Here is a 13,710-nt window from a genome sequence, read left to right as displayed (position 1 = left end):
ACGTCTGTGGTGCTCGTGCTTCACGATTGTGGAGCACGAGCCTCATAACTGTGAGGCAGCTGAACTACATTTGTGGCCGTTGCAAAATAAAGCACTCTGAAATAAGCAACTGCCTATGCGAAAGCAATGAACTGCCTATGTGAAAGCAATGATACAGCCGTGTTTACACTACATAACAGCCTTTTTACGCATGTTCCTCCTTGTATTGCGTCGGCGAACACCCCATATACTGTTTGAATACCGTACTGAAATAGCGTGATGTGGAGAACCCCGTCTGATCCGCTATCTCATTAATGTTGAGGGTGCTATGGGTAAGTAGCCAGACGGCCCGTTCCACCCGGAGCTTGGTTATGTAATCGTTGGCTCCCATACCTGTCACCACCTTTAGTTTATTATAGAGAGAAGCGCGGCTGATTCCCAGCTCCGTACACAGGAAAGGCACCCCCATCTGTGGATTGTCCAGATTCTCGGTGATTGACTTATTCAACCGTTTCAGGAACTTCTCGTCCGCCGGGCTGAACGTACTTTCCTGTGGCTGAGGCAATGGTCCCGCTTCTGCATAGCGCGTCCGCATCCGCTCACGGTTCTTCAGTTGGCTTTGAATGATGGTGTGAAGTATGCTGACCTCAAAAGGCTTCGTCAGATAAGCATCGGCTCCGTTCTTGTAGCCGAAAATCTGGCTTTCCTCATCATTGCGGGCGGTCAGCAGAATAATAGGGATATGGCTGATTTCCAGGTCTTCCTTGATGTGCTTGCACAACTCATACCCATTCATGCGGGGCATTTGTATGTCGCTGACAACTATATCCGGATATGATTCCCGACAAATGCGCAGCGCTTCTTCACCGTCATAAGCCACCCATATCTTCTTGAATTTGCCTTTCAGGGCTTCGGATAAATAGTCAGTCAAATCCTTATTGTCATCTACTATGAGCAGCGTATTGTTCATGGTTTCCTCTTTTACGGCTGTTTCTTCCGGAACACTTTCCACTTCCTGGGTAGGAGCTAACAACTCATTCAGATAAGGTTGGGGTTGCAGGGTTACTTTTCCGGGCTGCACGTTGCGGGGCAACTCAAACCAGAAGGTTGCTCCGGGGGCGGTTTCGTGGTCATAAGCACCGATGCTCCCGCCATGCTGTTCGGCCAGAATCTTGGAATAAGAAAGACCGATACCTGTGCCCGGACGGCTGTTGTTGCCTTGATAGAATCGGATAAAGAGATTGTTTATGTCTATGTCCTTTAAGCCCGGACCTTGGTCTGAGATGGAAATGCGGACACGGGTCTGGTCTTCCGATAAACTTGCAGATACCTCAATCAGACTGTTTTCATCACTGTATTTCAATGCGTTGATTAGTAAGTTGGTTAAGATGGTGCTGCATTTCTCTTTGTCGAAACAGAGGGTATCCACATCTTTATCCGGGGTATAGGATATGGAAATGCCTTTCATGTTGGCTTCCGGCCTGAAGTCGGCTATGAGTTGCTCAATCCATGAATTTAATTCTACGCTTTCGATATTCAGCGAACTTTGTCCCACTTCCATTTTCCGTACATTCAGCACCATGTCCAATAGTTTCTTCATGCGCCCCGATTGCCTGCTGATGCTTTGTATTACCGGATACTTTTCATCTTCAGGCGACAATGTTCCCAATAGTTGTTTCAGTGGTGCATGTATCAGGGTCAGCGGCGTACGCAGTTCGTGATTGATATTAATGAGGAAACGTACTTTTTCTTCATATACCTGCTGCTCATGCTCTTTCATCGCCCACTTCAGCTTGTTCTCTTTGCGGCGCAGCAGGGAGAAGAAAGCCAGTATAATACCTATGCAGGCTACTACAATACAGCAAATTGTGAACCAGACGGACTTGTACCACGGTGGAAGCACTACTAATTCCAGTATCCGGTAATCTTCCGTCCACCCGCCGCTACGGGTGCTGCACGAGGCTAACACCTGATAGGTCTTTGCCGGTAGCCCGTTGAACGTCAGTTCCGGTTGATAAGAGTATATGATTTGCCCATCCATGCCACGCAAGGTGTACCGGTACATGGGCTTGCGGAAAATATCTCTGTCATGGGCAATGATTTTGATAGAGATAGGTTTGCTGTGTTCCTGTACGGTTAGGCTGCGTCCGTTTTTTATAAAGGCATTCATTCGTTCTCCGCCCACAGCCACGTCGGCCAACTCAAGAACGGGCGGAACTGTATCTTCGTCCGGCAGTTGTTTGTCAATGCAAAGCAAACCGTTGACCCCTCCCATATAAATGTCCCCTTCTGCGGATAGCAGCCGTGGTTTCTCCAGATACTCGTTTTGGATAACGCCGTCCGATTCTCCGTATAGGATAAACTCTCCTTCACGGATGAGGTGGGCAAACAGTTTTCCGTCCGTCCCTATCCATACACGTCCCCGTCTGTCACAAATCAGTGAGTTGATTTCATTAATCAGCTTATTGGGGATGTTGACATGTTCGTGCTTTTCTGCGGAATACCGGCTGAGTCCATAATTGCTTCCTATCCAGAAAATGCCGTTTTCATCAACTGAAACAGTATTGAATATCGTGTCTCCGGTGCAATGATACAGGGTCTCTAATCGGTTGGTCCGGGAGTCTATCTGATAGATGCATTTGATGTCGTGCAAATAGGAGATGGGACCATTCTGGCATATTGGTAAGACAGTACCAATGATTGCCGGAGTATGTTTATCTAAGGAGATAGGGGTGAATTCTTTCTTTTCTATGTGATAGCTATAAGGTATTTCAGAGAGTAGCAGCACTGTTTCCTGAGAGTTCCGGAAGATATTTACGGCCTTTCCGCGTTGGCACAAGAGGGCGTTGATGCTGTCGTTCACGATAATCAATGGCCGGTACTCTTCGGTTTGTTTATCAAAGAAGAATAATCCTTTACTGAACAAAGAGACCAGCAGGTGCCTTTTGTCCACTTCCGTAATGGAAGAGATTTTGTCTCCCCAGGTAGACTTTGTATGGTAGAATCTATTGCCGTCGGGGTAGAAACGGTTGATTCCACCGCCGTCTGTTCCTATCCATATATCCTTTTCTTCGCCTTGATAGATGCTTAACACTGCTTTTTCGCTCAGTCCGTATTCTGTGCCGGGCAGCGCATCCGAATATATCTTCATTCCCACTTCCCTGATATTTATCAGTCCGCCGCGTACACTGCCTGCCCACATGTTGTTGTTTGAGTCGGAATATAAGCAGAGGATGGAGTTGACCGGCAGGGAATAAGGATTACCGGGTGCGTGGGCTATGGTGGATATCTCATCATTCTCCGGATTCAGGATATAAATGCCTGAACCATCTGTTCCAATCCATATCTGTCCGTTGTTCTCAGCCAGGGAAAGCACTACATTGGTTTGCAGGAGGGAGTTCCCGGTGTGATAGGAATGCAAAAGTTTACCTTGGCGGTCATAACATTTCACTCCCTGATGATAGGGGGCGAGCCATATATGTCCGTCTTTGTCTATCAGGCTGGTTATGATTTCATTACTTTCAAAAGGAACAGGGTGAGTCCGTCCCGTAGGTATGTCGACGAGCAGTGCATGGCTCCAACGGCTGGTGCACAGCAGAGTCCGGTCGTCCCATTTTTGCAGATTGGTGATGTTGTAATGGCTGTTGGGAGTTAGCGGACATAGGAATCTGATTTTGTGATTGGCATAATCATATTTATATAGCCTTCCATTGCCTCCGAATATTACTCCGTCCGTCCAGGGACAAATGGAAGACACCACTACCGGGTTCTGGTCTTCATCGCGCGCCTGCAGGAAAGTGTCTTCCTGATAGTTATAGTGGAAGAGTCCTTTCGGCGTGATGGCCCAGATGGTATGTTCTTCGTCTTCAATGATATGGGTGATATTTCCCAATAAGTATTTTCTTAGCTCGTAACCGTCAAAACGCCCTATACCGGACTTGGTTCCGATCCATACATATCCTTTGTCGTGGCTTACTACCAGGCAACGAACAGAAGAGGACAGACCGTCCTGGGTACTAATCTGCTGGAAAGCATATTGTTTATTACCTGTAACTTTACCCGGTAGGAATAATAGCAGGCACAATATGAATGTGGTTAACATGTTTTTCTTCATGGTGCTATACAAAGATTGGAACAAAAGTAGTCTTTTGTTTCGAGCCACACAAAACAAAAAACAGGTATTTCATGATGATGGTTCCTGTTTTTATCTGTTTGGGCTGTAAAAAGTCAATTTTAATTGGAGCAGAACACGCGCGAGATATACTATTTGGAGCGCATCCTTTTCGGCGTTGCCAAGGCCATCACGGAGCATATCGAACTGGGAGAGCTTTACTCGAAAGTGAAGAAGGTGTACTCCATCAGCATTCTTTATTTCGACATCGGCAAGGGCAACGATTACCTGTACCACGGTCAGGACAGGAAGGCAGACAGGAAGAAAAAAATAGAGAACGCCCGAACAATGAAATCTTTGAATATCTCCTCCGAGGTCATCCACCAGGTGACGGGTCTGCCTATCAAAGACATAGAAGAATTATAAAAATAACAAGATACTATTCATTTTTCGTCTCGCATTGCTTTTCAAAGTAAAGGGTAAAGCAATATGTGACTTTACCCTTTACTATATATAATAGGAAGATATATACTGAATATGCTCCCTTATAATAGTTCAATTTCTTTTATTGATAATCCTGTACATTGGGAGATTGTTTTAAAAGGGATTCCTTGCTGTTTTAAATTGGAAGCTATGAGATGACATTCTTCCGCTTTTCCTTCCGCTTTTCCTTCCGCTTTTCCTTTTTCCATTCCTTCCGCCATACCTCTGCGTATCGCACTATTATACAGTGTTTTCTCTACACTGATAATATCCCAGAACTTTTCATATCCTGCCAACTGTGCATCCGTAAACGCAGACACTTCCAGGGCATCAACCGCTTTTTTCACTTCGGGATTCGCCATCAATTCTTCCGGCACTTCGCGGGTATGTTCGTTGATTTCAGTCAGGTAACGCAACCAGAGCACCTGCATCTTCTTCTCAGAGAACGTATGCGGAGTAAATTTGGGCAGTTCCACAAAAATCAGTTGAAGACCTTCAATCACTTTATCCGTATTCTCCACATGAATCATCTGATAATGGTGGTAATACCCTTCCAGTTCCGGTTCAAAGACCTCATTGACCAGATTCAGTGAATACACAGGTTGCAACAACTCATACTCTTCGCCGATGTTTATCTGGCGCACGTATGCCTTGGAAGCGTTGAACAATACGCGCTGTCTGAACTCGGGCGACCAGATCATTTGCATTTCCACCAGGAATTGTCGCCCTTGCTTGTCCTTGCAACGGACGTCGACGATGCTGTTCTTACGCAAGGGGTTCTCGGGAACCATCTCCGAAGGGAGATATTCAATCTCGGTGATTTCCTGATTGGCTGCCAAAGGAAGCAGGGCGTTCAGAAGGCTCATTACCAGGTCGGGGTGTTCGCCAAAGACCCGTTTGAAGGTCAAGTCGGCTCTGGGATTTAAGTATTTCATAATTAATGTTGTTTAGTGAATAATTTTAAAAGGCGCTCCTAGACTCGCCAAAAAACGGAGTCTTATAGGAACTATACAGAAACACAAACAAAGGTAAGCATTATTTCCGTTACAGGCACACCGGATAACGTCTTTTGTTTCATTTCTGATCAGAAATGAATCTTCCTCCAACAAATAGCCAGGGAAATATCCCCTGACCGCATTGCTTTTCAAAGTAAAAGCAATATCTTTGTTTTATTCTAAAAAAGAAAGGGAGTAATCATGGGAAGTCAATTGGAAGACAGATATATACGTTTTGACTGGGCCATTAAGTGCCTTTTGCGCCAAAAAGCAAACTTTGGCGTGCTTGAAGGTTTCCTGACTGTATTCCTGAAGGAAAAAATCACCATCCTTGAGATACTCGAAAGTGAAAACAATTTGCAGACCGCCGACGATAAGTTCTACCGGGCAGATATCAAGGCCTGCAACAGTAAGAATGAGATTATTATCATCGAGGTACAGAATATGCGCAAACTTTATTATCTGGAGCGCATTCTTTATGGAGTGGCGAAAGTCACCACCGAGTATGCCTCGCTTGGAGAGGCGTATTATCATGTGAAGAAGGCATATTCTATCAGCATCCTGTATTTCGATATCGGCAGCGGCAGCGACTACCTCTATTACGGACAAAATAATTTTATAGGCGTACATACCGGAGATCAGTTGCAAATCAATGTCAAGGAGAAGAATGCTATCGTGACACGCATGCCTGCTGATATTTCTCCGGAATACGTTCTCATCCGTGTCAATGAGTTCAACCGGGTGGCCGTCACACCTCTGGAGGAATGGATGAATTATCTGAAGAGAGGGGTAATACGTCCGGACACCAAGGCACCCGGCTTGGAAGAAGCGCGTGAGAAATTGAGATACTACTCCATGACACCTCAAGAACGCTTGGCTTATGACAGGCATCTAGACTCGGTAATGATTCAGAATGATGTAATTGAATCAGCTAAACTGGAGGGGAGATTGAAAGGAATTGCAGAAGGAAGATTGGAAGGAATTGAGAAAAAATGTCTCTCTAATGCCCGAAAGATGAAAGAGATAGGATTGGATTATACGATGATTGCCGATGTTACCGGCTTAACTTCTGAAGACATTGCCAATTTGTAAAGATAGAAAAGTATAGCAGAGCATAGTAAAGGGTAAAGCAATTAAAACTTTACCCTTTATCCGTAACTTTATCTGGCAGGAATAATAACAGGCACAATATAAATGTGGTTAACACGTTTTTCTTCATGCTTCTACTCCATTTTTATCTATTTTAGCTCCAAATTTGTCTATGGGCTTTCCGGGAATGGGTCTATGGCTAAAATTGGACTTGGAAATAGTGATTATTGCACCGATGCTTTCCCCGCTCGCTTTACATTTGCATCGAAATCACTGTTAACAAATGTCTTTAATTTAAATTTAATTCTATGAGACAGAAACTATTTAATGTATTTCTTGTATGCCTGTTCTGCTTGACGGTACCTGCCGTTGCTTTTGCACAGCAAGCAATTAAAGTAACAGGTAAAGTAATTGACAGCACTAATGAAGGTGTACCCGGTGTCAATGTGTCTGTAAAAGGAGGATCTTTAGGTACTATCACTGATATTGATGGTAACTATAAGATTGATGTTCCTAACTCTAAATCCGTATTGGTCTTTTCTTTTATTGGCTATGCGAAACAGGAAATTCCTGTGGGAAACAAGACGGTAATCAATGTGACGATGAAGGATGATACGCAATTGCTGGATGAGGTGGTTGTAGTAGCTTACGGTACATCACGTAAAGGTGATCTGACCGGTGCCATTACTTCCGTGCGTCCGGATGAAAATGAAGCTTCAAAAGCTATTTCTATTGATAACTTGCTGCAAGGTAAAGTCGCCGGCCTTAGTATGAGTGTTTCGTCATCTACTCCGGGTGCTGCCAATTCTATTACCATTCGCGGTGCTAACTCATTGCGCGGAGATAATCAGCCGTTGTACGTTATTGATAATGTACCTCAAGCATCTACCGGTGAATTTGCGCAATCTGCTATGGGAGGTGGTGACTTCCAGATAGCTCAGGATCCGTTGAGCTCATTGAATCCGTCCGATATTGAGGATATCACTGTATTGAAAGATGCTTCGGCAACTGCTATTTATGGTTCCCGTGGTGCAAATGGGGTTATTCTTATTACGACTAAGAAAGGTAAAGAAGGTAAAGCCAGAATAAATGTCAGTGCTAACTTTACTATTGCTGATGCTGCTAATCTTCATAAGATGATGGACTTGCGTTCTTATGGTATGTATAAGAATTCTCAAGTGGAAGAAGCTTCCCGTTTATTCTATTTTGTTGGCGATGAAATACGTTATGTTACGAATGACAAAGTAGCCGGTTATGATCCCAATGATCCTACCACATATTCTTTGCCGGACTACGTGAATTGGCAAAAGGAACTTTACCGTTCCGCTTTTTCACAGAACTATTCAGCGTCTGTAAGCGGAGGTGCCAATGGAATGCGTTATTACTTCTCGGCAGGTTTTAAGAATATAGAAGGTATTGCCCGCAATACAGGTATTAAGCAAGGGGACTTCCGTGGTAATATCAATGTCGATTTATCTAAGACTGTTACTTTAGCAGTTAACTTGAGTGGTTCTTTGAAGGAAAACAATATGATGGGTGGCGGTGATACCAAAGGTGGTCCTACCGGTTCGGCTGCTCGTACGGCTATTGATACTCAGCCTTTCCGCAAACCGTCTGATGACCCGACATTGCAAGATGCTGAAAATACGGATGTTGATAGCTGGGTGACAGATTATACCGACTTGGCTCATGACAAAACTTTCAGAGGATCTCTTGATTTAGGTTGGAAGATTACTAAGTTCTTGAGATATAATTTACGTACGGGCGGTAATATTATGATAAATGACCGTGGTCGTTGGTATGGCCTGGCTCTATTTAAAGGTCGAAATGAGCAAGGTGTTTTAGCTTTGACGGATTGGAACAGAAGCAACTATAACGTTGAAAACGTATTTAATCTGAATACTAATTTAGGCAAAATCGCTAAATTAGATGCTACTCTTGGTATTACTTATGATGTTTATAAAGATTTGACCAAGAATATTTATGCTACGAATTTCACAAACTTCGATTTTGGAGTGGATGGCCTTCACATGGCGGGACAAAAAGATTATAAGCAGCCTATACAAAAAGACTATCAATTACTTTCTTATTTGGGACGCGTGAATTTGAGCTTTTATGATAAATATCTGGTAACTGCATCATTACGTGTTGACGGCTCAAGTAAATTCCAAAAAGGAAAGCGCTTTGCTTACTTCCCGTCTGCATCCATTGCATGGCGTATGGAACAAGAAGAGTTCATGAAAGACATTAACTGGTTAAGCCAGCTTAAACTGCGCGTCAGCTATGGTGAAACGGGTAGCCAGAGTATTGCTCCTTATTCTACATTCTCAGACTATGCACGTGTAATGGATTATGCCACTGCTAACGGTGAAAAAGAGTTGGCGGCCGTAGTTTCAAAATTGCAGAATGACGGATTGAAATGGGAACGCACTTCTTCATGGAATGCCGGTTTTGACTTTGGGGTATTGAAGCAACGCATCACTGGATCGTTCGAATATTATAAAAAGAAAACTTCCGACTTATTGATTAACCGTGATTTGCCATTGTCAAGCGGATTTACTTCGGTGACGATGAATCAGGGATCATTGACCAATGAAGGTGTTGAATTCTCTTTGGATGCTACGATTATTGATAATAAGGAGTTCCAATGGAGTTTAGGAGGAAATATCGGTTATAATAAGACTAAGATTACAGAATTGGGACTCCCTGAAAGTGTCTTCAGCGATAATGTTAAAGGACGTGGATATTTAGGTAATACATTGGGTAGCCATTTTGGTGTGGCTAATATCTTCCTTGAAGGTAAAGCTCCGGGACTTTTCTATGGTTATCAGACAGATGGAATTGTACAGGAATCAGATTTGACGGATGGCTCTTATAAGATAACCAAGGATATCAATGGCGGAGTTCCTCAAGCCGGTGATATTAAATTTATAGACCAGAATGGAGATGGAGAAATCAACGAAGCAGATAAGATGATTCTCGGTGATCCTAATCGCCCGATGACTTACGGTTTCCAGACAAAATTGACCTATAAGGGTTTATCTCTGTCCGCAGCTTTTACAGGTGTATCCGGTTATGATGTACTGAATACGAATGTTAGATATGAGCAGACTCCGAGCCGGCAAACAAGTAATTTATATCAGAAGGTTTATAATGGAATGTGGACTGCTGAGAATCCTACTAATCTTTATCCGCGTTCTACTTACAAAATGCCTGATGTCGTAATGGATCGTTATATTGAAGATGCAAGCTACTTGCGTTGTTCCGATATAACATTGAATTATGTTTTGCCTAATAAATGGATGAAAAAGATAGGTTTCCGTACTACCAGCATATTTGCATCAGTAAAGAATGCCTTTGTGATAACAGATTATAGCGGCTACGATCCGGAGGTGAATAGTTTTGCTTTTGATGGTTTGCGCCCGGGTATTGACATGAGTTCGTTCCCGAACATGCGTTCGTTTATTTTTGGTATCAATGTTAATTTCTAAAAGGTAAAGTCGATGATTATGAAAACATTAAAATATATAACTTTAGTCCTGGGAATCTCTTTGTTTTCTTCTTGCTTGGATGAAGAACCAAAATACTCAATGGACAATGGTGTACAGTTTAGCAATGAATCTAATGCGAAAATGGCATTAGATGGATGCTATGGTTATATGACTACTCATAGTGTGTATGGTCATTTCTATACGGAACTTACAATCGGAGCGTCCGGTTTCGCATGGTTCACGACAAATGGCAGTTATCAGGATGATTATGTGTCTTTAAGAGCGCGTCTTTCGGACGACTTGAATCAGGGAGTTTGGGAAGGGCTTTATAAAGTAGTGAATGAAACGAATACTTTTATAGCAAATGTGGCAGATAGCCCATTGGATAATAGTGTGAAGGTTACAATGACCGGACAGGCGAAGTTCTTGCGTGCATTAGCATATTATAATCTAGCTACTATCTGGGGAGATGTTCCTTATAAAATAGCAGCATCAGCTATTGGAGCGGTTGAACTGCCGCGTACACCTAAGGCACAGATTTTTGCACAGTGTGAGTCGGACTGGACAGATGCTTTCAATACATTGCCGGAAACAGTGACTGATGGATATGGTTCTAAGTGGGCTGCCAAAGCATTTTTGGGTAAACTTTATCACACAATGGCTTGCCAGGGAGATGAAACGGCTTGGCAGAAAGCCAAAGAATGTTTTGATGCTGTGTATGGTAAATTCGCTCTTGAAAGTAAATTCCAAAACCTGTTTGTCGATAATGTGAATAACAGCAAGGAATCTATATTCCAGTTGAACTACACAACTACTTCCGACTATAACAAGAGTCGTTTACATTGGGTTTTCTCTGCCAGGGATTGCGGTGTGGGAGTAGCGTGGGCGCGTACTACTATTACTAAGTCATTCTATGACAAGTTCCGTGGAACATATCCGGGCGATCCCCGTATAGACGGAACCTTCTTTAGTAAGTGGCGCAAATATCAGAACGGAGCGCCTAAAGCGCAAATGTTCAAAGAAAGATTGACTGCGAACGACAGTTCTTATTGTTATCCATATTTTGTGTATGCTTCAGGTGAGCAGTTGGAGTTGAATAACGGTACAGGAAAAAAACAGGCTGTCCAGATGGAAGACTGCATTCCTTATGATAAAGTTTCAGACCCGACAAATCCAAGTTATGATGAATTAAGTTCCGGGGACATTCCTAATGGAAAGCGCGTTCTTGATAACTTTGCTAATAAATCGAAGCTGAATGCTTACCAGACTCACTGGCCTATTATTAAGAAGTACTTTGACCAGGCTCAGGTTGGACAAAATGCCCATAAAAATATAATAGTCTATCGCTATGCTGAGATGTTGCTGGATATGGCCGATGTGTATAATGAATTGGGAAATACAGACAAGGCTATTTCGCTGGCAAATGAAGTTTTGAAACGTGCGCGTCAGTCTGTTGCAGGTGCAACACAACCGGCTGACTGGAAAAGTGGATTAAGTAAAGATGCGCTTCGTGAGAAGATTTATTTTGAACGTTTGTTTGAGACGTGCGGTGAACCGGGACAATACCAGCGTGCACGTATTTGGGGAACTCGCCATGACCTGTTTAAACATCTGCTTGAGGTGAACAATAATCATAGCATTACTCAAAAAGTATATGAACTTGGTGAAGGTAAAGTGAATTTTTCAGAGCGTCGTTTCGGCGATAATGGTGCTCTGACAGAAAGTTTCCTGAAGAAGAATCTATTGTTACCTATTTGCCAGAAAGAGTTGAATACGAATTCTGCCATAAAACCTACTGACAATAACTTCGGTTATTAATAGCTGCATTTGATACTAACTTTCAATAGGCTGATATAAGCTGATATTCCGGAAGCAGACAGCACATTTTTGTCTGTTCTGCTTCCGGCTTTGTCTTTCTGTTTTTAATCGGGTAAATAAACTACTTAAGATTTCCGACCATGAAAAACCTACAATCAGGATTGCTCTATTCCCTCACCGGTGCCGCCGCTGTGGCATCCTTAGCCTCATGTTCTTCTCAAAAGAAAGCTGAAGAGCAGAAGCAATATAACATAGTATACATCATGACGGATGACCACACAGCCCAGATGATGAGCTGCTATGACCACCGTTATATGGAAACCCCGAACCTCGACAGGATTGCTGCCGATGGAGTACGCTTCACCAACAGTTTTGTTGCCAACTCGCTGAGCGGACCCAGCCGTGCCTGCATGATTACCGGCAAGCACAGTTGTGCCAATAAATTCTATGACAACACCACTTGCGTATTCGACGCTTCACAACAGACCTTCCCTAAACTATTGCAACAAGCCGGTTATGAAACAGCCCTCATCGGCAAATGGCATCTCGAAAGTTTGCCTACCGGTTTCAACTATTGGGAGATTGTGCCCGGACAAGGTGATTACTATAACCCGGACTTTATCACCCAGAATAATGATACGATACAGAAACACGGCTATGTGACGAACCTCATTACCGATGACGCCATCGACTGGATGGAGAACCAACGGGATAAGGACAAACCGTTCTGTATCCTGATTCACCACAAGGCCATTCACCGTAACTGGCTGGCAGATACCTGTAATCTGGCTCTGTATGAAGACAAGACTTTTCCCCTGCCGGATAACTTCTTTGATGATTATGAAGGGCGTCCCGCCGCTGCGGCACAGGAGATGAGCATTGCGAAAGATATGGATATGATTTACGACCTCAAGATGCTGCGCCCGGACAAAGAAACCCGGTTGAAATCTCTTTATGAGAAATACATCGGTCGCATGGATGAAGGACAACGTGCCGCATGGGACAAATTCTACGGGCCTATCATTGATGATTTTTATAAGAAGAATCCGCAAGGCAAGGAACTCGCCAACTGGAAGTTCCAACGTTACATACGCGACTATATGAAAACCGTGAAGTCTCTGGATGACAATGTGGGGCGTGTGCTGGATTATCTGAAAGAGAAAGGACTGGATGATAATACGCTCGTGGTTTATACCTCCGACCAAGGCTTCTATATGGGCGAGCACGGCTGGTTCGACAAGCGCTTCATGTACGAAGAGTCCATGCGTACCCCGTTGATTATGCGTCTGCCGAAAGACTTCCGGGCTAAAGGGGATATCAATGAAATGGTGCAGAACATTGACTACGCACCTACCTTCCTTGAACTTGCCGGAGTGAAAGTACCGGAAGATATTCAAGGCATTTCCTTGGTACCGTTGCTGAAAGGCGAGAAACCAGCCGACTGGCGGAAAGCTTTGTACTATCATTTCTATGAATATCCTGCCGAGCACATGGTGAAACGCCATTATGGAGTACGCACCGACCGTTACAAGCTGATCCATTTCTATAATGATATTGATGAATGGGAGCTGTACGACCTGCAGGCCGATCCCACGGAGATGCGTAACATCTACGGACAACCGGGAACGGAAGAAATCATCAAAGACCTGAAAGCGCAACTAACCGCATTGCAGGAACAATACAACGACCCTGTACGCTTTTCGCCCGAGAGAGACAAAGAGTGATTTTAACCCCTGATTCACAT

The 13,710-nt window shown here is 43.7% G+C and carries 6 protein-coding genes and 1 pseudogene; 5 read left to right on the top strand and 2 right to left on the bottom strand.

Annotated elements, in window-relative coordinates; translation table 11 throughout:
* Positions 1–184: 184 nt before the first annotated feature.
* Entirely contained in the window at positions 185–4,093 is a 3,909-nt protein-coding gene (locus K6V21_RS03520; protein ID WP_224320860.1) for a hybrid sensor histidine kinase/response regulator transcription factor, read from the bottom strand.
* 129 nt (positions 4,094–4,222) lie between these two features.
* Here K6V21_RS03520 and K6V21_RS03515 point away from each other — a divergent pair.
* A pseudogene (locus tag K6V21_RS03515) lies at positions 4,223–4,396 on the top strand (PD-(D/E)XK nuclease family transposase); the annotation flags it as partial.
* 239 nt (positions 4,397–4,635) lie between these two features.
* Here K6V21_RS03515 and K6V21_RS03510 read toward each other — a convergent pair.
* Positions 4,636–5,508, bottom strand: a complete 873-nt coding sequence (locus tag K6V21_RS03510; RefSeq protein WP_224320859.1) for an Rpn family recombination-promoting nuclease/putative transposase — start codon at positions 5,506–5,508, stop codon at positions 4,636–4,638.
* 261 nt (positions 5,509–5,769) lie between these two features.
* On the opposite strand from K6V21_RS03510, the gene K6V21_RS03505 reads away from it, so the two are divergent.
* From K6V21_RS03505 to K6V21_RS03490, 4 genes are all read left to right on the top strand, one after another.
* Positions 5,770–6,660, top strand: a complete 891-nt coding sequence (locus K6V21_RS03505; protein WP_224320858.1) for an Rpn family recombination-promoting nuclease/putative transposase — start codon at positions 5,770–5,772, stop codon at positions 6,658–6,660.
* Between the two features lie 305 nt (positions 6,661–6,965).
* The gene (locus K6V21_RS03500; protein ID WP_224320857.1) at positions 6,966–10,148 is read left to right on the top strand and encodes a SusC/RagA family TonB-linked outer membrane protein; all 3,183 of its coding nucleotides are present in this window, start codon (positions 6,966–6,968) and stop codon (positions 10,146–10,148) included.
* Between the two features lie 18 nt (positions 10,149–10,166).
* Positions 10,167–11,966 (top strand): RagB/SusD family nutrient uptake outer membrane protein, encoded by a 1,800-nt coding sequence (locus K6V21_RS03495; RefSeq protein ID WP_130069921.1) that lies wholly within the window; start codon positions 10,167–10,169, stop codon positions 11,964–11,966.
* 140 nt (positions 11,967–12,106) lie between these two features.
* On the top strand, positions 12,107–13,690 hold the full coding sequence (locus K6V21_RS03490; protein ID WP_224320856.1) for a sulfatase: 1,584 nt from the start codon (positions 12,107–12,109) through the stop codon (positions 13,688–13,690).
* The last annotated feature ends 20 nt before the right edge of the window (positions 13,691–13,710 follow it).

The organism is Bacteroides cellulosilyticus (genome assembly GCF_020091405.1).
Taxonomy (GTDB): Bacteria; Bacteroidota; Bacteroidia; order Bacteroidales; family Bacteroidaceae; genus Bacteroides.
The sequence above is the reverse complement of the archived record's forward strand: the minus strand, read 5'-3'. Positions and strand labels throughout refer to the sequence as shown.